Consider the following 20,939-nt stretch of genomic DNA (forward strand, 5'->3'; position numbering starts at 1 on the left):
CGGTCATCACAGCACCCTCCTCACCAGGCACAACGCCCGGCAGGTCAGGCCGGAAACACCTTTAGATCCACAGACCCCGGCATGATGCAACGCCAGCGGGAGCAGCCCCACTGTTGACCCAGATGTCTCATGAGACATTCCGAGTCTGGAGAAGGACGGGTGGCGGGTGATCGCCTTCCGCGATGAAGACGGGCTGTATCTCCAGTCTCGGGTGATGCTCCCGCTACCGCTTCGGCGTCAGACGCGCCGCCGCTGTCCGTAACGGCCAGCAGCGCAAAGACGAACTCGGACTCATGTTCGCCGCGTTCCGGAGCTGTATCCGCAGGCGGTGGCGCCCAAGAGGGCAAGCAGGTATGTCAAGCCACACGTCAGGCTGGCCGGGACAGCGAGTTGCACGGCCTCGTCGACGAGGTTGGTCTCACCGATGCTCTGGATGACGGCGAACAGGCCGCAGACCAGGATGAGGACCTGCACCACGACGATGTGGAACCACGCCCGACGGACCGGTTCCTTCTCGACGACCCCGACGTACACCAGTGCGCAGACCGCGGCCGCAACGCCCCATGCCGCGCCGGTCACGACCCGAGCGGCGGGCGTGTCGGGCAGGTCCATCAGGCCGGCGATGAGCAGCGCCAGCGGCATCCGGAACGACAGGCCGGACAGGAACGACTCTTCCAGATTCTGTCGGACCGGGCTGACCGACGGCTCCAAGCTGCGCTTGAACGCGCCGACGAGCGAGAGCCCGACGCTGATGCCCGTGCCGGCCAGGGCGCTGAGCAGGCTCGACAGCAGGACATCACGGGTGCCCAGGTGGGCGAGCCCGAACGCCAGGACGAGCAGCTTGACCGCGACGACCACGGCGTACACGATCGGCAGGCCCAGGACGAAGGCGAGAATCGCCATGAAGGTCGTCTCGCCGGTGTGCTCGTCGAGCAGCGCCCATAGGAGGACGCCGAGGCCGTACACCACGGCGAGGCCCGCCCCACCGTGCCCGCCCACCATCTCGCCCACGAACCAGCCGAGCGCGCCGAATATCGCCAAGGCGAGCGCGCCCAACCCGATCAGCACGCATCCAGTGTGCCACCGGCCACTGAACTACTGGTGGCGCGAGACCTCCAGATGCTGGAGAGCTGCCATTGTCCGTGCCGGGAGCTGGACATCGCTGGCGTCGGCACAGTTCATCGCGCCATCGGCACTCTGAACAGGCTAGGCGCCGCACCCGCACATCTTCAGCAAGCGGTCACAGCAATGCCGCAATGCGACCAATTCTTTGATCTTTAGAAGTGGAACCTGCAGGTCATGAGCCTGCGACTAAGAATCGCATGCGTTTTAGGAAACCGATGCTCTATCCCCTGAGCTACGAGGGCGCGAGGGCCTAGTCTAGCGACCTTGGGTTCACCTGAGGTGGCAGGGAGCGGCCCACGTTCACCCACGTTCCCGCACCCCTGTTCGCCCAGCCCAGGGCCACATCTGAAGCCCACGGAACCCGGTCTGCGGCCGGCGGTGGGCCTCGGTTACCCGCATTGGCATGGGTCGACCTGCCCTGGCATCCGCCGGGAGAGCACACCATGCACTCCATCAACGATCACGATGTCGCGTCCCCGGGTCCAGCACCCGCCGGCCGGCAGTAGCGCGGTTCGACGGCATCCCGATCATCAGCCGGTTTAATGGGGTTCATTTTCGACTCAGACCCACGATACGAGGAGGGTCAACTTTCGGCCGGAAATGTCGCGAAGTTGACCGGCATTGATATTGGTGTCGCCGCCCGATATGATCTGCGTCAGGCCTCTAATTACTAAGGCAAGCCTCACCTTACTTCGAAGTTCCTCTTTCGTCTGGCGGCTCGTCTGTCTATGATGGTGCCAGCCGACGGGGGATCAGGTCGGTTGATATGGACGCCGCCAGCCATGGCGGCAAGGATGCCATAGGAGACCTGAATGGTAAGCGGGGTGACCTATCCGCGTTCGCGCGTATGGGATCAGCAAAGTATCGAAGAAGACGACTGGCTTGTAACCGTACCCTCCGCGATTGTCGATGATTTGCTCGACATTCAAAAAGAGGTCGAAGCTCACGGTGTCGACGCGGCGCGCATTCCGGAAGACAAGCTGCAGCGCGTTGGAGGCTTCCTACGCGGGGTCGCAGACGAACGGGTGCTCTCGGGACGTGGTTTTGCCGTTCTCCGAGGATGGCCGGTTTCCGGAATCGAAGACATCGACGCGGGCGTCATTAAAACCGTCAGTCCGTTATTGGGCCCGGTTTTCGAACAGCCGACGGCCCGGGACGGGGCCATTGGCACGATCTCGCAGGCGATGACCGCAAAAGTCTTGGCCACCGTTCGTAGTGGCGCTGAGCCCGCACCCGAACCAAGCCTCTCCGTCGAAGCGCAGCCCATGCACACGGACAATGCCAGCGCCCAGGAAGGCGAGGTGCCCGGCGGTCGGCCGGACATCGGCATCCTCGGGCTGCTCTGCATGAAGCAGGCACCAGACGGCGGCAGGTCGGTGCTTGCCAGCGCACCCGCCGTTTACGAATGGCTAGCCGCCAACCGCCCCGATTATCTCCGCATTCTGTGCGAGAAGAGGTGGTGGGGCGGGCGGCCGACGGCCACGCTGAAAGACGGCCCGTTCGTCGAAGACTCCGTCTTCAGAAACTATTCCGGAAAACTGGTGGCTCGCTTCAGTATCGGGGCGCTCGACCGTGGGCGAGACTTCCACCCCGGGTCCGTGACGGCGGAGGATCAGGAACTGATCCGCAGCCTCCCCAAGGTGATCGAGGACGCCGGGCTCGCGACGGAGCTGAGACTACAAGCGGGGGACCTGTTCCTTCTCGACAACACGTCGATCTTCCACGGCCGGACAGGCTTCGTCGACAGCCCCAACCCCGAAGAGCGGCGCCATCTCCTGCGGTTGTGGATCAAGCACCAGGAGTGACGCATGGTCGGTGCGCTGTCCAATGCCGCCGCACCTTCCGGGGTCGGCTTCATCCACCGGCGCCCTCGGGGCTGAGGCTGCCGGGCTCGTCAACGCACGGGCCCGGTCTCACCTCGGGATAATCCAAGGGCCGTCGATCCGCTCACGCGAGGTTGCCGACAAGATCACGCAGAAGTGTCATCGGTCAACTCGCCTTGGCGGGTCGGCGTGAATTGGACCGCGCCGCCCACATGGCGGGGCCAAGCCTGCCTTATCAGCGGCCGGCAGTCCAACGCCTAGGTCTGCCTAGACGTTTTCATAGCGTTCCTGCCGCAGATTGGCAGGAGGTGCACCGCCGTACAGTCCGGCCAGTGCGACGACGACGTCGCCGCAATTCCCGAGACCACCGAAGGATGGAGATTTTGGTGACGTTCGAGAATGAGACCAAGGTGCTTGCAATCTGCAAGCTCCAGCTTCCGCAGGAGCTCCGGCGCCCGCAGTCCGGGAGAATCTGACATGACCGACGAAAACATCACCCCTCCCCGCACCTGGGAGGACTCGGAGACCCATTACCTCAAGGCACTCCAAGGCGGATGGTACCGCCTCGTCGTCAAGCTCCAGGACTGCGTCACCTCAGCCACGGTTGAATTCTGGAGTGCGCGCGGCGTCCGTTTCGGGCACCTTCCGGTCACGACCGGGTCGATCTCGTCACCGATGGGTCTGGGTAGCGATTCGACCCCCGTGTCGGTGTCGATGTTCGACGTGCGGACGTACCTCGCCGATTCTATGCAGTTCGGGCTCGAATACCTCTGCCGCCTCAGCGAGGCGGGCGCCTACTACATGATGCCGTCGTTCCGGGGGGAGGCCTCCGACTCGACCCACCTGTGCCAGTTCTTCCACAGCGAGGCCGAGATTCCCGGAACCCTCGCCGACACCCAGGTCCTCGTCGAGGAATACATTCGGCACATCCTCCTGCGCCTTCGCAGGGAGTGCGGCCCGGATATCGCGAGGGCCAGCGGATCACTGGATCACTTCGCCCGCCTCGATGATCCAACGCCTTTCCGCAGTCTCACCCTCGATCAGGCGATCGACATGCTCGACGGCGACCCGGAACTGGTCAAGACCGATCCGGACCTTGGTTTCCGGGGGCTCACCCGAGCGGGCGAGCGGAAGATCATGGAACTGTGCGGCGAGTTCGTCTGGATCACCCATTTCGACGAGCGCTCCGTGCCGTTCTACCAGGCGAACGACGGCGAGGGACATGCGCTCAACGGCGACCTGCTCTTCGGCCCCGGCGAAGTCGTCGGTGCCGGTGAGCGCCACGTCGACGGCGAATCGGTACGCGCGGCGCTGCGCCTGCACGAGGTGCCTGAGACCGAGTACGGGTGGTACGTCGCGATGAAGGACAGCGCGCCGATGCTGACCAGCGGCTTCGGCCTCGGGGTCGAACGACTGCTCATGTGGGTCACCCAGCAGACGGACATCCGCGACTTCCAGGTATTCGTCCGTGAGAACGGCGTTGCCATCCTCCCCTGACGGCCCCCAGCCGACCAACCGCCATCGAGGAAGAATCGAGGTGCCGCCGTGGCCACGCTGAACACTTCCGGGTCGGCCGGCGATCGAGCACGCGCACAAACTCCAGAGTGGATGGCGCAGTGAAACTTCCTCATCTGGTGGTCGTCTTCGACGGCGGATCCGCATCGCCTCTCGAGCTCCTGTCGAACGCCGAGGGTATGGCGGAGCTGTCGTTCGCGGTGCCGAAGGGCTCCGACGAGGTGGAGGCTCATCTCGACCTGCTACACGAGATCGCTCCGGTTCACGAGTTCACCCCGGGTGACCCGCTCGCCCTGCTGGATGTGATCGGCCAGCCGGACGGCATCGTGTCGTTCGCGGACCCCGGCATCGCTCCGGCGGCCCAGCTGGCCGAGGCGCTGTCGCTCCCTTCGGTCGGGACGTCGGCCGCGCGGCTCCTGCGGGACAAGTTCCTGCAGCGCTCACGCCTGCGTGCGATGGGCGCGCGTGGTCCCGATTTTCTCGTCCCGGTCGACGGCGCCTCGTCGCCAGGACTCGACAGCATCGAGTTCCCCGCCATCATCAAGCCGAGGGCCGGCTATGGCAGCCGGCACACCTATCGGGTCGAGGACCCGGGCTCACTGCGTCCACTCCTCGACCGTCTGGCCGCCCAAGGGCTACCCGGTGAGGCCTTCATCCTGGAGTCGATCCTCCAGGGTGACACCACGGTCGCCGGAGCAGAGTGGGGCGACTACATCTCCGTCGAGTCGGCCGTGATCGAAGGCTCGCCGACTCACGTGGGCGTCTCCGGACGGTTCCCCATCACGCCCCCGTTCCGGGAGACGGGCATGGTCTTCCCGGACAATCTGCCGGACGCCGTCCGGGACGACGCGTACGCCGAGGCGACGAAGGCGATCGAAGCCCTCGGTGTGGAGAACGGTCTCTGCCACACCGAACTCAAGCTCACGTCCGATGGCCCCGTCATCATCGAGGTCAACGGCCGGCTGGGCGGGCTCGTCGACGGCCTGCTCTGTCAGCGCAGTCCCGGAGCGCTCGTCCGGGCTGGATATGCCATCGCGCTGGGCCGCTCGGACGAGGCGCGGAAGGAACTGGGGTCGATCGGTTCCGACTCCGTCAGCTATCACATCTCCCTCTATCCCGAACTGGAGGGGACCGTCGCCGGCATCCGGGGGATCGAGGAGATGGCACGGCACCCCGGAGTCGAATCGATCCGGGTGCTCAAACATCCGGGAGATGTCGTGTCGGTCGACATGGGGACCTTTGGCGAGACCGTCCTCCTGCTCGGCGCTGCGGCAACCCACGACGACGTACTGCGGATCCTTCAGGCGTCGCACACCACGATCCGGATCGCGACGGCATGACCGGACCGGAGCGAAGACCACGCCCAACAGCACCGACCACATCGCCTTTCAACCAGACATTCCTGAGATCGAAACGAGGGTGCGCCCGTGGTAGACCACAGATCGACACGCCCGGCCGTTGAGATAGCGCCACCGCCGGCACCGCAGACCCTTGTCGAGCTCGTGTCCGCGACTGCCGCTGCCTATCCCGACCACAGCGCGTGCCGCGACGACCAGACGGACTTCACCTACCGCGAGCTGGACCGGCTCTCGACCGACCTCGCGCTGGCCCTCGTGGAGGCCGGCGCCGAGCCGGGCGATCGCATCGGTCTGCTTCTCGAGCGTTCGGCCATCGTTCCGGTCGCGCTCCTCGCCGTCCTCAAGGCCCGAGGCGTCTACGTGTGCGCAGACCCACGGGATCCCGACCAACGTCGCAAGGAGATGTTCTCCCGGGCAGGGGTGGCCCTCGTCATGGTGTCGAGTTCGTTCGTCCACCGCGTCGACGGGGAAACGAAGCTTCTCGTACTCGATGCCGGCGACCTTCCGGTGGCGTCCGGGTCTGCCGGCGACCTCACCCCGCCGTCACCCTCGGACGCGGCCGGCCTGGTCTTCACCTCCGGATCGACAGGTCAGCCCAAGGCCATCGTGCTCGGGCAGGCGGGCCTGACCTGGTTCGCCCTGAACGACGCGCTGCCGGACCTGGGCACCGACGACTGCATGGGCCAGATCTCGAGCCTGTCCTTCGACGCCTTTCACTACGAGATCTGGCGTGCCCTGGCGACCGGTGCGACGCTGGTCACCCTGCCGCACATTCCCCAGATGCTCGCCACCGACATCGAGCGGCAGCTGACCTCGCGGAGAATCACCGCTCTTCTGGTGCCGACGATGGCGTTCAACCACATCATCGAGGCGGATCCCCGGGCGTTCAGCGGAGTACGCGTGTTGGGTGTCGGTGGAGACGTGCTCGCCGTCTCCGCGGTGCGCAAGCTGTACGACGGGGGCTTCGCTGGGACGCTGTACAACCTCTACGGCCCCGCCGAGATCACCACTGCGTGCACGATCCACACCGTCAGCCCGGCCGATGCGGACGAGCCGAGCATCCCCCTGGGTCGCACCCTGGACGGCTGCTCCATGGAGCTGGTGGACGAGGCGGGTCACCCGGTGCCCCCCGGCACGCCCGGCGAGGCCGTCATCGCCGGGCCCGGCGTGAGCCTGGGCTATCAGGACAGCCCCGTTGAGAACGCTGCCGTCTTCGGGACGGCCGTGATCGGGGACGCCAAGGTGGCGACGTACCGCTCCGGAGACATCCTGGTGCAGCACGATGGCTGGCTCGAGTTCGTGGGCCGGCGCGACCGGATGGTCAAGGTCAGCGGGCACCGGGTGGACCCGATCGAGATCGAGCGTGTTCTGCTCGATCACGAGTCCGTCGACGACGCTGTGCTGATCGTGGAACGGCAGTCGGTGGAGCCGTCCCTGGTCGCCATCGTCGTACTGCGCTCGGGGGCGAGCGTCGCCGAACTGCGGGAGTTCGCCGAGTCGCGCCTCCCCGCGCACCTGGTCCCGCACTCGTTGGTCACCGTGGATCGAATCCCTTCCACCGACCACGGCAAGCGCGACGTGAGTGAGATGCGCATGCTCGCTCTCGCCGAGAGCGCGCGCCTGTCGGCCTTCACTCCCCCGGTCACCGAGACACAGAAGCGGGTCGGAGCCATGTGGAGCACGCTTCTGCGGGTCTCCCCCGTGGGTCTCGATGACGACTTCTTCCGGCTCGGCGGCAACTCGATCCTGCTGTTCCGCCTGAACAGAATGATCAAAGCTGAGCTGTCGGTCGACCTCGGCTTCAAGGATCTACTCCAGGAGAAGACGCTCACCGCGCTGTCCGACCTGATCGATGAGCGGGCGACGCGATGACGCAGTCCATTCCCGACCTGCGCGACGCAAATCTCTTTCGCACCAACGCCCCCGAAGCGATGTTCGCGCATCTGCGGAAGGACCAGCCTGTCTACTGGAATGACGGTGGGTCGGAAGACGGTTTCTGGAACCTCTCCCGCTACGCGGACGTCTCCGCCTGCTACCGCGACCATGACTGGTTGAGCTCGCTGGGCGGGGCCATCATGGGCAGCTCCTTCCACTCGAACCAGGACTCCGCCAGGAGCAAGATGCTCGTCGCGAGCGACCTGCCTGAGCATCGGTACTTCCGCCGGGTGTTCCTCGGAGCTCTCGGCCCAGCGATGGCACAGCGAATCCGCCAGCAGCTCCAGGCTTTGCTCGATCGCGAACTCGGCGTCCTCCTGGCCGACGGCGGTGGCGACTTCGCGCGTTCCATCTCGCGTCAACTGCCGGTTGCCGCGCTGATGACGCTGCTCGGCATCGACGAGTCCGCCGCCAATCACGTCGTCGACCTCACCGACGCCGTGGTCGGCTACCGGGACGAGACGCTGTCCGACCTCTCTGTGCCCGAGGAGACCCGACGGGCCGTGGCACAGATAGAGCTGCTCGGGTTCCTCGACGAGATTCTCGAGGCACGACACGCCACGCAGCCCCGTGATGACGCCCTCAGCCACTTCCTCGCCGCCGAACGCACCGGCACGCTCACCCGCGACGAGGTGATCTACAACCTCGTCAATCTCGTCTTCGGGGGCAATGAGACGTCCGCCCACACGGCGTCCGGGTCGTTGCTGCTCATGATGCAGGAGCCGTGGTCGTACACCGCGCTGGTCGAGAACCCCGATCTGGTGCCCAACGCACTCACGGAGATGCTGCGGCTCACCTCCGTCGCCGCCTACGTCAAGCGGGTGGCGACCAGTGACCGGACGATGCACGGCACGACGATCAAGGCCGGGCAGACCGTGCTGCTCTGGATCTACTCCGCCAACCGTGATCCATCAGAATTCGAGAATCCCTTGGAACTACGCCTCGACCGCAAAGCAACGAACCACCTGGCCTTCGGCATCGGCATTCACCGCTGCGTAGGGGCGACGCCGGCGCTGGTCGAGCTCGAAACGCTCCTTCGCGCGGTCGCAGCGCTGAAGGACGTGCGACTGATCCCGGACGGTGAGCCCGTGCGACTGCAGTCCAACTTCATCCGCGGCTTCACCTCCCTCCCGGTGCGGGTCAAGTGACCGACGAGATGGAGCAGACCCCGAGCCGTCCGGGGCTGAAGCGCGAGTTCCGCCTCCTGCTGACCTCCCAGGGTGTCAGCGGCTTCGGCGATGTCCTCGCCCTCGTGGGAATTCCGTTCGCGATGCTCGCGCTGGACAAGAGTGGATTCCTCACCGGGCTCGTCCTCGCCGCGCGCACGATCGCCCAGGTGGCGGTGCTGTTGCTCGGCAGCGTCGCGGTCGACCGCTTCCCGCCTCGGCCTCTCATGATCGCCGCGGATCTCGTGGCCTTCGGGACCCAGGCCGCGATCGGTGTGTTGATCGTCTTCGGCAGCCCCTCGGCGTGGCAGCTCGTGGCGTTGTTCGCGGTCAACGGGGCAGCCGCCGCGCTCTACATACCGGCGACGAGCAAGATCCTGGCTGGACTCGCCAGCGGCCGCGACCTCCAGACCGCCAACGCCGGTCTGTCCATGACCTTCACGTCGGTCGGAATCCTCGGGTTCCCACTGGCGGGCCTCCTGGTGTCGGTGACCTCGCCCGGTGTCGCGTTGCTGGCCGATGCCCTGACGTTCCTCACCAGTGCCCTGCTCCTGACCCGCATCCGTGGGATCCCGGCAACTGTCGCCCAGTCCGGCAGCTCCTGGGCTGCCGACTTTGTGACCGGGGTCAAAGAGGTGGCACGGACGCCATGGCTGACCGCCGGGCTCGCCAACGCCGGAATGTTCCAGATGCTCGTGCTCGGCATGCTGCCGGTGCTTGGCCCGCTACTGGCGATCAAGCACTACGACGGCGTCGCCGGCTGGTCCGCGCTGCTACTCGCGAGCTCGCTCGGGATGTTGTCCGGCGGATTCGCCTCCACCCGCTTCGTTCCGAAGCGCCCGCTGCTGGCCGCGTACACGGCGACCGCGCTCGGGGTCGCGCCCGGCCTGATCCTGCTCGCGACGGGTGCCCCCCTGCCCATCACCCTGGCCGGCATGTTCGTCTACGGCGTAGCCCTCGCGATCTTCAACACCCTCTGGGGCACCACCGTTCAGCAGCGCGTGCCCGGCAAGATGCTCGGGCGGGTGTCGGCGCTCGACGGGTTCGTCTCGTACGGGTGCCGGCCTCTCGGCCTGCTGCTGGCCGTGCCGGTGGCTGCCGCCACGAGCCCTCTCCTCGTCGTGGTCGTATCCGCCGTCGCGGTGGCGCTGCTCGCCGCGACCGTCTGTGCCGTGCCGGTCTTCCGAGGAGAGGAAGCCTCGCGACGTCTCCACGGACGGCTCGACGTGAGTGACCCGGCCGCCCCGCAGCACGAAAGGCCGGTCGCCCGATGACACCGACCAGCGTGCTCTCGCAACACCACGACCTCGACACGTACGTGCGCGAGCTCGCGGACCCCGACTCGTTCCCGGTGCTGCGGAGCAGGAGCGCACCGGTCGACGTCACGTCGCTGGGAACGCCGGACAGGTCCCGACCGGTCGCCGACCTTCGCGTCGTGTGCGTCTCAGCTTCGCCTGTCGCCCGCGTCGCCGAGGCGCTGGCGGCTCGCTTCGGTGGAACGGTCGTCACGCTGCCGTCCGGCGGCCTCGGCGAGCACCTCGTCCTCGATGATCAGGCCGCCCACGTACTCGTCATCGCCCTCGCCGACGAGGTGTCCGTCGATGACGCCCTCGCCGTCGTCGATCGGGTCAATGCGTACCGGGACCGGCCGGGCGGGCGGGTACCCCGGCTCGGATTCCTGACCGCAGGCGATCTGGACCAGCTCTCCTGGCTGATCCTGAAGAACCTGGCGTCGGGGCATCGTGAACCGGCCACTCGCAAGCACGTGTTCCTGAGCCCCTTCCCCAATGGTCCGCTGCTGAGCGCCGGTGCGTTGGTCCTCAGCGGGGCGCAGGTCACCCGCGAATCGGTCCACCAGGCAGTCGTCGCCGGCAGCGCGACGTTCCTGTCGATCACGTCGTCCGGGCGGGAGCACGCGGTACTGCTCAACGACACCGTCCTGTGCGGCAGCGATCACGAGTCCCGCCGACAGTGGCTCGAGCTCGGTGCGGGTGGTGGGGCTCCGCACTGCGCGTTCGAGGGCACGTGCTTCCTGCCCGGAGTGAGCCTGGACGACGTGATCGAGGCGAGATCGGTCCGAGCCGAGGTCGTCTTCACCAACTCCTGCCTGAGCTGGCGCCCGCACAGCGGCCGGGCGCCCCGTCAGTTCCTCCTGACCAACGCGCTCAGCTCCGGCTACGCCGCGGCCGCCATCGGCCCCATGTTCCCCTCCCACACGACGGACTGGGCCACCGAGACGTTCCACCGTCTGTGCGACGCGGGAGTCCCGCTGGGTGAGGTGGTCGCAGCCCTCAACGGCAGGGCGAGGGAGACCGAGACGGAACTGCCCTACTTCGCCCTGCTCGGGTTCCCGTGGTTGGTGGCCGGTGGAGTCGCACCGGCCGACGAGGCCACCTTGAGGCGTTGGGAGGCCGATGCCGCACGCTCGGCCGATCCCGAGGTCGCGCCCGCGACGACAGCCCTGGCATCCGGTTCCGGCACGGCAGCGACCCCGCAACAGCTGCTGCGGAGCCTGCTCGATCTCGGCCTAAACTCGACGGCCCTCGAAACCCGCGTGGCCGAGCTGGAAACCCGGTCCGTACCCGACCCGGACCTTCTGGCCCGGGCACAGATGGCGGCAGCGGCCGAACTCATCGACTACACATCGGCCACCTACTCCGGGTTCGACAGCATCTGGGAGCCCGTGTTGGCCACCCGGACCCACGCGGCGCGGACGCCGTGCCCCTACTGCGAAGCGACGGTCGAGGAACTGGTCGGCACCAGCCTGGACCGACCCTGGACCTCCCGCACGGCCGCGTTCTGCCATCGATGCAGCCACGTCTGGGACGCCCCGGCCGATCCTCAGCTACAGGTGCCGCTGATCGACATACCCGAGGTCTGGCATCGCGGGGAGGACGTTCGCGGGACGGTTCGACTGCGTCCGGGCGCCGACGGCTGGAGGACCGACCGCCTCACCGTCGGCTGGTTCCTACATGGGCAGTACTTCCAGGGCGTCGACGTGCCGGACCCCGGTGAAGTACGGGTGACGCCCGGGAGCACCGACGATGTCCTGCTGTCAGCGCAAATGCACGTCAACAACGACGCCTTCCCCTATCACCAGCATTTCTGTCGCGTAATCGTGATCGCGTCCGGCGCCGTCCACCTCGGCGGACGAGCGTTCGCGATCGTTCCCGAGGAACGGTGAGACCGAAGATGAGTGACGCCCGCCAAGTCCAACGGCAGGTCCTGATCCTTTCCGAGCTGAACGCCGGTGGAGTGCGCTACATCGTGCACGCCCTCCGGGAGCGGGCATACTCGCCCGTGCTCGTGTCCGACGAGCCCGACGACCTCAATCGAGGGCTGTGCGACGGCCACGTCCTGGTCGACTGGGCGCACGACTCGGAGTCTCAGCTTGCCGCCAAGGTGGCTGCCCTGGCGCCCGCGCCGGTTGCCCTCATCAATCTCGTCGAAGCCCTGATCCCGTGGCAGATCCACCTCGTGGAGCACTTCGGCGTGCATGGGGCTTCGCCCGGTCTGGCCACGCTTCTCAGCAAGGCGAAGGTCAGATCGGCGATGCGGGAGCACGGCCTCTCCGACCTGCGGTTCACGGCCGGGCCGGCCGCGTCGTTCCCACTGGACGACGTGCCGGGCTTCCCGGTAATCGGCAAACCGTCGCAACGCAGCGGCGCGTCCCGGAGCGTACGGCTGCTGCACGACCGTGCGGAGGCGACCGCCTACCTGCTCGAAGCGGCCCACGATTTCGGCGCGGACTGCGAGATGATCCTCGAGGAGTTCGTCCCCGGCACCGAGTTCTCGATGGACGGTCCGGTGACCGGTTCCCGGTTCACCCCGGTGGTCATCTTCGAGAAGGACGCGCACGTCGGGCAGCGCTTTCACGACACCGGGCTACTCGTCTCCCCGCCCACGTCGGAGGGGGTCGACGAGGCCGCCCGACGCCTGGCCGACCGGGTGTCGCAGCTCTGCGCGTCCATCGGGGTCGACGAGGCCTGGTTCCACGTCGAGGGCCGGGCCGCCGGCGGCGTCGCGGAGCTGATCGAGATCAACCCGCGCGTGGGCGGCGGCGTGAACCTGCACGCCGTCACGCAACTCACCGGGCTGAACCCGATCGACACCCTGATCGACATGGCGCTCTTCCACCCCGACGAGCGGAAGCCGAGGGAGCCGGCTCGACAACCTCATCCGGTCGAGGCCCAACTGTGGGGCGCGCTTCCGATCCAGGCGGACGAGGCAGGAATCGTCACGTGCCACAGTGCGGTGGCCGACCTGCTGGGCCTGCCGGGCGTCGTCGATGGTCTCGTCCTCTCCCCCTACCGGGCCGAGTCGATCGACCAGGAGAACTTCTTCGCTCACTTTCTTCTGGCCGCACCGGACGTGGCGACCCTGCGAGCTCGCGCAGCCGCGGTGCGCGACGCCCTGGTCTACACGGTCAGTCCGCTTCCAGAGCAGACCGCCGCCGGATGACCGCCTGCCGATTCTCCCGTCAATGCCGAGCAAGGTGACGGTGATCCCGAGCAACGTGTCGGCGCGGGCTGTCAGACAGCGTTGAATCCGCTTTTCGCCCACTCCACACTTCACGCCACGACCGCACTCCAACCCAACGCACAAAGGGCTTACCGGCCAATGATCAGCCACCGAACCGGGTGCGAAACACCGAGTTCCGAGGGCGTGTACGTGGCTGCCCAAAACCCCTGAATACGCCGTCGATCAATTGATCAGAAGCCCCTTGTCGCACGTCACCGTCGTCCGGTAGGTTTTTTAGATATCGAGAACTGCCGCTTCAACCCCACCGAGGTGACGCAACGAGTTCCTACGCACCGAGATGCCCGCTAACGACCGAACCACACATTTGCCTCAAGCATCCGCGCCTATACACATTTTTCGTCAATCAATGCTCGTTCACTCTCGACAGTGAGGCCACGTAGCTATGTCACTCATGAGCACTGAACAGTTCGAAAAGTTCTTCGAGCCCTACGCCCCCAATGTGCAAGGATTCTACGAGGCACCTTTCTGGGCCTTCTCCGACGCGCTGGTGCGTGCACTCATGGACAAACATCTGGGCGTCCAGGCCGGTCAGCACATCCTGGACGCCGGAGGTGGCACCGCCCGTTGGGCGCTCTGGGCCGCCGAGCACTTCGATGTGGACGTCACCGTCGCCGACAAGTCGGAGAAGATGGTGGAGGAAGCGCTCCAGAACGTCGCCAAGTCGCCCTTCGGCGAACGCGTCACCGTGGTGCTGTGCGACCTCGAGGACGCTCCCATGCTGGCGGACGAGTCGTTCGACGCCGCCATCTCGACCTACGGGGTACTCAGCTTCCTGGACCAGCCGGCGGCGGCCTTCGACACCCTGGCACGCGTGCTCAAGCCGGGCGCCCAGGGCATGTTCATGTCCCACTCGCTCTCCAACGCGCTGCACTCGAAGCTGAGCCGGGACGGCGTCACCCCGGAGGAACTCGACACCCTCCTGAACGACCAGATCGTGCGCTGGGCCGAGCACGTTCCGCCGCTGCGCGTGTACTCCGCGTCCGACCTGCGGAAGCTCGGCGAAGGGGCCGGCTTCGAGGTTCCCCGCGTGTACGGTGTCCCGCTGCTCACCTACCCGGGCCCCGAGGACTTCGGCTACCCCTACGAAAAGCTCGGCTTCGTGTCGAACGCGCTTCAGGACCGGGAGTTCTTCAACGCGGCGCTGGCAGCGGAGCTGAAGGCCTCGGAACGCCCGGAATGGGCCGACCGCGGGGTCAACCTGATGGTCCACGTCCGAAAGCCCGCCGATGCCTGACGCAGGGGCCGGTGTCGAGATGCCATACGCGCAACTGGCTCCCATCTATGACCGGTGGACGGCCGAGAACCCGTACGACCGGTGGGCCGACTTCGTGGAGCGACGGCTGAAGCAGCACGACGCCCGGCGCGTCGTGGACCTGTGCTGCGGCACGGGACGCCTGACGCGGCTGCTTCGCGGGCGAGGCTTCGACGTCAAGGGGATCGACGGGTCCGAGGAGATGCTCGCGCAGGCCCGTGCGATCGACGGCGAGGGGGCGGACTACCTACTGCGGACCCTCCCGTCCGCCGATCTCGGCGGCGCGTACGACGCCGCGTTGTGCACGTTCGACAGCGTCAACTACATGGCGGCGGACGGCGAGCTCGCCGAGCTGCTTCGCGGTGTGGCTACCGCCCTGCGGCCCGGGGGTGTCTTCATCTTCGACGTGAACACCCAGCGGAAGATCGAGCAGGTTTTCGGCTCCTCGCACTTCGGCGACGACCTCGATGACTTCGCCTATGTCTGGCGCAATCGTTACGATGCGGCGACCCGGAGCATCGAGTTCCTGATCACCTTGTTCACGCGCAGCGATGGCGCGAGCTTCAGCCGGGCGACCGAGTATCACCGGCAGCGGTGGTTCACCGAGAACGAACTCGAAACAGCCTGTGCGGAGTCGGGATTCCGGGTTCTGGAGGATCTCGACGACTACACCGACAACGCCGTGACGCCGGATACCATGCGACGCTGCCTGGTCCTGGTCAAGGAATGACCCATAAGCTGCTCTACCCTTCGCCACTGCGGCCCGGTGACACGGTTGCCATCGCTTCTCCGTCGAGCCAACCGCCACCAACCCCTGCGCGGTTTCGTCGTGGTGTCGCCTTTCTCCGTGCGTCGGGGTTCGAGGTTCGTGTGCCTGAAGGAGCAGCCAGGTCAGAGCCTCGATCCCCGGCGCAACGCGCGGAAGAGCTCAACGCTCTGCTCATTGATTCTTCCGTGCGCGCGATCATCGCCAGCATCGGTGGCTACAACAGCAACGCCCTCCTACCGATGCTGGATTTCGACGCGCTGCGTCGAGACCCGAAGTTCCTCGTCGGCTACAGCGACATAACCGCTCTTCACCTGGGGATCCTCACCCGGGCCGGAGTTGTCTCGTTGCATGGGCCGACGCTGCTGCCGGAGTTGGCGGAATTCCCGGCGCCGCAGCCCGTTTCGGAACAGGAACTGCTGCGCTTCTTGTCCGGGCCCTGGGAGGGCCCTCTTCCCCACGTGCCCGCGTGGACGGATGAGTTCCTCCAATGGGATCAGGACGATGTCCGGCCCCGCACGAAGGCGTCCGGGCCGGAGCAGCGTTGGCTTGGCGCCGGGAGCGCGTCCGGGCCGCTGATCGGCGGCAACCTCGAGACCCTCGAGGCGCTGCTCGGCACCGCCTATTTCCCGAGTCTGAACGGTGCGATCCTGTTCTGGGAGACCTGTAACACGTCGCTCGGCCTCATCGAGCGCTCGCTGGATCATCTGGAACAGGCCGGCGCGCTCGACGACCTCGCCGGCGTGGTCGTCGGCCGCACCTTCCGTGCACCGCCCGAGCTCTCCACCGAGATCGAGAAGGCGATGGTCCGCCGACACGGTGGCAGCGGGATACCGGTCGTCCTCAACGTCGACATCGGGCACACCGATCCGATGCTGACCTTGCCGATCGGCCATCAGGCATCGCTGGACGCCGACGCGCGGGAACTCGTGCTGGCACCCCGGCCCGCCGAGGCACTCCGATGAGTTCCGCACTCGTTGTGGGCGGCCGGCGCGGACTCGGCCGGGAGGTGGCCGAGCAACTGGAGCAGGCAGGTTGGTCCGTTCTGCGCACCGGACGTTCACGGGCGGACCTCGAATCCGCGGACGGCCGTGCTCGCGACTACGAGCCACTCGATCTCCGTGACGACAGCTCGGTGGCGCGTCTCGCCCACGCCCAGGCGTCGCGCGGCAGGACGTTGGATCTCCTCATGATCAGTGCCGGGAGCGCATCGCTGGGTGGCATGACCGAGCTGGAGCCAACCACGTTCCTCACGATGCTCGACGAGCACGTGGTCGGGACCTATCGCCTGGTCCGGCAGTTCCGTCCGCAGCTGGCCGCCGCTAACGGTCACGTGATTGTGGTCCTGTCACGGATGGGCAGCCGCCCACGGCCGCACGGCTACGGGTACGGAACGGCGAAGGCGGCATCGGGGTTCCTCACGCAATGCCTGGCCATGGAGCTGGAGCCAGACGGGATTCGATTCAACTACGTGAGTCCGGGGGCGATGGACACCGACATGTTCCGCACCGCATTCCCTGGCCGAGATCCCGCGACCGCCCTGGACGTGGGGGATGTCGCCCGGACGATCGTCGCGCTGACGACGCCGGAGTTCCACCATCTGTCGGGCGCGGTCATCGAGATCCCCAGGCCTCGATGACGGCTGATCCTTGAGCCGCACGAATTCCAGTCCGGAAATCACATCATCCCGAGGGGGTAGGGCCGGTGACAGAAGACAAGCAACAGATCACCGCTTTCCATGACTCCACGCCGGATCTCGACGATCCTGGGACGCTGCTCGGCAGATTGCGCCGGGACGGCTACCTCTTCCTACGTCAGGTCGTGGATCCCGAGCTGCTCGAACGCGTACTCGCCGACTTCACCCGTCCGATCAGCGAGAGCGGCTGGTTCCTCGGTGATCCCGCCGACCGGCGAGCCGATCCGGCCAAGTTCACCGTCGAGCCGCAGGAGAACTACCGGCGCGTCTACCACCAGGCGTACCGGTCGGAGGCGTTCCACAGCGTGGGTCACTCGGTACGGGACAGTCTCCTGGAGCCGCTCCTGGGCGAGGCCGCGCTCATTCATCCTCGCCCCATCGGCCGCATCGTCTTTCCGGCCTCCAGCGCTCCTCGCAACATGGACTTCACCACGCCGGCCCATCAGGACTTCGTGTCCGTGCAGGGCACGACCAACGCGTACACCTGTTGGGTGCCCCTGCACGACGTCTCCTGGGAGGACGGGCCGTTGGCCGTCGCCGAGGGCTCGCACCTGACCGGCGTACGACCGAGTGTCCCTGCCCGCGGCACCGGCGGCACGGTGATCGAGGATGTCCCGGACGAAGACTGGCGCAGCGGCGAGTTCACCCGCGGTGACGTCGTCATCTTCAATTCGCTGACGGTCCATCGCGGATTGCCGAATCGCTCCGATCGTTTCCGGATATCGACCGACTTCCGGTTCCAGCCGTTCACCGAGCCCATCTGTGACCGCAGCCTCGCACCGTCGACCTCCGCGCTCGCCTGGGACGCGCTTTACTCCGCCTGGGAGAACGAGTCGTTGAAGTACCACTGGGATCGGCCGGAGCTTCGGACCGTCTCGTTCGACTTCCGCTACGAGGAAGAGCGCAACCGACAGGCGATCGAGTACGCGAGGCGCGGCGACAGCCGAGCGATCTCGTCGCTCCAACGGATGGCTGTGCACGACCCGGACCCCGCTCGTCGCCAGCTCGCCGGTGAGCTGCTCGCGTCGTTGAACGCGGCCGTCTAGTGCCGGAGACCGACAAGGACCGACATGAGAAGTGAACTGGCCCAGGACCGCCCACCGGCTGATCTGGTTCGTCGGGTGGAGCTGCTCCTCGGTCCCGTCCGGGACTGGCAGAAGGTGGTGCGCGGCTTCACCGGGGCCGAACGATGGCTGGTGGTCGGCGACGACGGCAACCCCCGGTTCGTCAAGGCGGCCACGGACGAGCTCACGGCCCGTTGGCTCCGGGACGAGGCGGTGATCTACGAACGCGTCGATGCGCCGTGGTTGCCGGAGGCGATCGCATGGGACGCGGGCGGAGGCCGTCACCCGATCCTCGTTCTCGAAGGACTGCACGAGGCGCAGTGGCCCCCGCCCTGGGACGCCACCATGATCAAGCTGATATTGGAAACTCTCGACGCGGTCCATGCCATCGAACCTGACTTCCCGCTTCCGCTCCTGCGGGACGACGTCGAGCTACTTGGTGGTTGGGACGTGGTGGCGCAGGACAGAAACCCGTTCCTCGCGACCGGGCTGGTGTCCGCCGGCTGGCTGGACCGGGCCCTGCCTTCACTGAGCAAAGCGTCGGCCGCGGCGTCGGTCGACGGAACCTCTCTGCTGCACCTCGACATCCGCAGCGACAACCTGTGCTTCACATCCGGAGGTGTCCGGATCGTCGACTGGAACTGGGCCGCGATCGGCAATCCGGTCTTCGACATCTGTGCCTGGCTCCCGAGCCTACGAAGGGAAGGCGGCCCGTTGCCGGACCAGGTGCTGGCCGGGCAGGGCGAGTTCGCTGCCGTGCTCGCCGGCTACTGGTGCTCCCAGATGGGCCTTCCCGACACGGACCCGCCCTCGGGTCGTCGGGTGCTCCAGCGCGATCTCGGGAAGATCTCACTCAACTGGGCCGCGCGCGAACTCGGGCTCGACGCACCGGACGGCACGGCCGACACGAGGCGACCGTGAACCGGCCCGCTCCGTACGCCGAAGCCCGTGCGATGGGCCTGCGACGGGTCGATCCGCAGGAGTGGGCGAGCCTGCGGGCCATGCACGAGACGCTCAGGTCGGCGAGCTGGGACCGCCTGTCGGCTCCGCTGATCGCGCCATGGTCGGACAACCGGTGCACCTTCGTCGGCATCCCGGTCTCGGCGGGCTCGCGCCTGGGGCCCCGTCAACACTTCACGACCGCGGCCGGCGCCACCGGCGCCTTCTCGGTGCGCACCGTGGGTCTCGACTTCCAGCTCGTGCCCGGGGAGCGCCTGCGCCGACAGCGGCTTCCCCTGGCGGTGTACTCCGTGGGCGATGCTCTCCGGACCGACGGCAGCATCGAGCACGACGTGCTGCTCGCCGAGGAATGGTCGCGGCCCGAGCACTCCGCGAGCGATGACCTCATGACCGTTCTCGCCTCCTCCGGATGGCAGGTCGCGCACGAGACCACCGACCTGACGTCGGTGTTGCGGCGGGTCCGGACCTGCGGAGTGAGGATTGCCCGATGATCCCCGACGTGAGCCGGAAGATCCCCGCATACCGGCGACGACTGATCGCGGCCGGTTATCTCAGCCGCCATCACATCGGCGCCGGCTACACCAACCTCACCGGCGACGGTCTCGACCTGGCCGAGCGGCTGATGGCGACCTTCCATGACCTCGTCGCCGCGCACTGGTCCGTGGACTGGGTGGCGCACGACGCGGTGATGAGCGACCGGACGAGACTCGACACCGCCCGTGGAATGTCCGAGAACTTCGACTGTTACCTGCTGGAGGACGGCCGACCCGTACTCTTCGATCTCAACCTCGCGCACCTGCGCTGGCTTCGAGCGGCAGCCCTGGATCGGACCGCCCGTGCCGTCGTGTCCGCGAGTGGGATCTACCGACCGGTCGCGCGCACCGAGCCCCTGATCCGCGACGAGTACATCGCGCCGTTCATGGCGATGCACGTCGTCGTGCCTCGCGACCAGTTGACCGAGGGGTGGGCGGCCGTCGAGGACATCCTCGCGGGCATCGCTGCCGCAGTCGGCGCTCCCCTGCTGCTCGTCGAGCAGCCTCCGCCGCCGCACTACGCCGACCGGTGCCTCGCGGCCCTCATGCCCGATCCGCGGGACTCGCTCGAACCGTGGTCGCTGGCCTACGAACTCGGGCCGGAGTTCCTCGCTCACCTCGACGCCCCGGACACCGCAGTCCTCGAGATCGGAATTTCGGGACGTCTGCTCGCCTTCCTGGCCCAGCTGCAGACCGGTCTCGCCGCGGCCTTCGCAAGTACGGTCGCGCCCCTGCACGTCCATGTTCGCGGCGAAGACCCCCGCGCGGAGAGCACGGACATCGGGCTGCGCTGCCGGGTGGACCGCAGACCGGTGCCCGCCGGCGCGTTGGCACCGGTGCTCTGGGTGCCGGGGCAGGCCAGGGCGGCGCTTCTCGTGGAGGACTACTCCCGCTGGTACCCGGTCGACGACCCTCGCAAAGACCTGCCCGAGCTGCTCCGCCGAGCCGACAGGTTGCTCGCCGACGGCGCGACGCAACGGCTGACCGACATCATCCGCGGTGCTCACGCCGTACATGGTCGCCCTACTCGCGGGTCGCTGCGGGTCCTGCGCGCCCCCACCCCGGATCTTGTGGGCCAGCACCTCGTACGGCGGTCCTACCAACCTGCATGACTCACCGTGACCGCCGAGAAGCGCTGGTCATCGGCGGCGGACCGGGGCCGCCGCGTCTGACTCGCGGGGCGCCTCCGGACCATCCATGCTCG

General features: G+C 67.0%; 17 protein-coding genes. 16 read left to right on the top strand and 1 reads right to left on the bottom strand.

The window, feature by feature from the left end:
- Window positions 1–291: 291 nt before the first annotated feature.
- Window positions 292–1,068 carry a hypothetical protein gene (locus tag ACLQ25_RS05730; protein ID WP_425729764.1) on the bottom strand — a complete coding sequence of 259 codons (777 nt, stop codon included), beginning with the start codon at window positions 1,066–1,068 and terminating at the stop codon, window positions 292–294.
- An 881-nt stretch (window positions 1,069–1,949) separates the two neighbouring features.
- Here ACLQ25_RS05730 and ACLQ25_RS05735 point away from each other — a divergent pair.
- The 16 genes from ACLQ25_RS05735 to ACLQ25_RS05810 all read left to right on the top strand — a co-directional run bounded on the left by ACLQ25_RS05735 (window position 1,950) and on the right by ACLQ25_RS05810 (window position 20,847).
- A complete protein-coding gene (locus ACLQ25_RS05735; RefSeq protein ID WP_425729766.1) occupies window positions 1,950–2,930 on the top strand; it encodes a TauD/TfdA family dioxygenase in 981 nt (326 codons plus the stop codon).
- Window positions 2,931–3,425: 495 nt separating this feature from the next.
- Entirely contained in the window at window positions 3,426–4,445 is a 1,020-nt protein-coding gene (locus tag ACLQ25_RS05740) for an asparagine synthetase A (RefSeq protein ID WP_425729768.1), read from the top strand.
- A 119-nt stretch (window positions 4,446–4,564) separates the two neighbouring features.
- Window positions 4,565–5,803 (top strand): ATP-grasp domain-containing protein, encoded by a 1,239-nt coding sequence (locus ACLQ25_RS05745; protein ID WP_425729770.1) that lies wholly within the window; start codon window positions 4,565–4,567, stop codon window positions 5,801–5,803.
- 162 nt (window positions 5,804–5,965) lie between these two features.
- Window positions 5,966–7,693 (top strand): non-ribosomal peptide synthetase, encoded by a 1,728-nt coding sequence (locus ACLQ25_RS05750; RefSeq protein WP_425729772.1) that lies wholly within the window; start codon window positions 5,966–5,968, stop codon window positions 7,691–7,693.
- Window positions 7,690–8,904 (top strand): cytochrome P450, encoded by a 1,215-nt coding sequence (locus tag ACLQ25_RS05755; RefSeq protein ID WP_425729775.1) that lies wholly within the window; start codon window positions 7,690–7,692, stop codon window positions 8,902–8,904. The genes ACLQ25_RS05750 and ACLQ25_RS05755 overlap by 4 nt, the downstream gene beginning before the upstream one ends.
- Complete coding sequence (locus ACLQ25_RS05760) at window positions 8,901–10,196, top strand: MFS transporter (RefSeq protein ID WP_425729777.1); 1,296 nt, start codon at window positions 8,901–8,903, stop codon at window positions 10,194–10,196. The genes ACLQ25_RS05755 and ACLQ25_RS05760 overlap by 4 nt, the downstream gene beginning before the upstream one ends.
- Window positions 10,193–12,106: a hypothetical protein gene (locus tag ACLQ25_RS05765; protein ID WP_425729779.1), complete on the top strand. Its 1,914-nt coding sequence runs from the start codon at window positions 10,193–10,195 to the stop codon at window positions 12,104–12,106. The genes ACLQ25_RS05760 and ACLQ25_RS05765 overlap by 4 nt, the downstream gene beginning before the upstream one ends.
- Window positions 12,107–12,114: 8 nt before the next feature.
- Window positions 12,115–13,383 carry an ATP-grasp domain-containing protein gene (locus tag ACLQ25_RS05770; RefSeq protein ID WP_425729781.1) on the top strand — a complete coding sequence of 423 codons (1,269 nt, stop codon included), beginning with the start codon at window positions 12,115–12,117 and terminating at the stop codon, window positions 13,381–13,383.
- A 463-nt stretch (window positions 13,384–13,846) separates the two neighbouring features.
- A complete protein-coding gene (locus tag ACLQ25_RS05775; RefSeq protein ID WP_425729783.1) occupies window positions 13,847–14,698 on the top strand; it encodes a class I SAM-dependent methyltransferase in 852 nt (283 codons plus the stop codon).
- The gene (locus ACLQ25_RS05780) at window positions 14,691–15,446 is read left to right on the top strand and encodes a class I SAM-dependent DNA methyltransferase (RefSeq protein WP_425729785.1); all 756 of its coding nucleotides are present in this window, start codon (window positions 14,691–14,693) and stop codon (window positions 15,444–15,446) included. The genes ACLQ25_RS05775 and ACLQ25_RS05780 overlap by 8 nt, the downstream gene beginning before the upstream one ends.
- The gene (locus tag ACLQ25_RS05785; protein WP_425729787.1) at window positions 15,443–16,447 is read left to right on the top strand and encodes a S66 peptidase family protein; all 1,005 of its coding nucleotides are present in this window, start codon (window positions 15,443–15,445) and stop codon (window positions 16,445–16,447) included. The genes ACLQ25_RS05780 and ACLQ25_RS05785 overlap by 4 nt, the downstream gene beginning before the upstream one ends.
- The gene (locus ACLQ25_RS05790) at window positions 16,444–17,121 is read left to right on the top strand and encodes an SDR family NAD(P)-dependent oxidoreductase (RefSeq protein ID WP_425729789.1); all 678 of its coding nucleotides are present in this window, start codon (window positions 16,444–16,446) and stop codon (window positions 17,119–17,121) included. Before ACLQ25_RS05785 ends, ACLQ25_RS05790 begins: the two co-directional genes overlap by 4 nt.
- 65 nt (window positions 17,122–17,186) lie before the next feature.
- Window positions 17,187–18,224 carry a phytanoyl-CoA dioxygenase family protein gene (locus tag ACLQ25_RS05795; RefSeq protein ID WP_425729791.1) on the top strand — a complete coding sequence of 346 codons (1,038 nt, stop codon included), beginning with the start codon at window positions 17,187–17,189 and terminating at the stop codon, window positions 18,222–18,224.
- Window positions 18,225–18,341: 117 nt separating this feature from the next.
- The gene (locus tag ACLQ25_RS05800) at window positions 18,342–19,163 is read left to right on the top strand and encodes a phosphotransferase (RefSeq protein ID WP_425729793.1); all 822 of its coding nucleotides are present in this window, start codon (window positions 18,342–18,344) and stop codon (window positions 19,161–19,163) included.
- Window positions 19,160–19,693 carry a hypothetical protein gene (locus ACLQ25_RS05805; protein ID WP_425729795.1) on the top strand — a complete coding sequence of 178 codons (534 nt, stop codon included), beginning with the start codon at window positions 19,160–19,162 and terminating at the stop codon, window positions 19,691–19,693. The genes ACLQ25_RS05800 and ACLQ25_RS05805 overlap by 4 nt, the downstream gene beginning before the upstream one ends.
- Window positions 19,690–20,847, top strand: a complete 1,158-nt coding sequence (locus ACLQ25_RS05810) for a hypothetical protein (protein WP_425729797.1) — start codon at window positions 19,690–19,692, stop codon at window positions 20,845–20,847. The genes ACLQ25_RS05805 and ACLQ25_RS05810 overlap by 4 nt, the downstream gene beginning before the upstream one ends.
- Window positions 20,848–20,939: the final 92 nt, after the last annotated feature.

Origin of the sequence: Micromonospora sp. DT44 (assembly GCF_049841635.1) — a bacterium.
Classification (GTDB): Bacteria; Actinomycetota; Actinomycetes; order Mycobacteriales; family Micromonosporaceae; genus Micromonospora.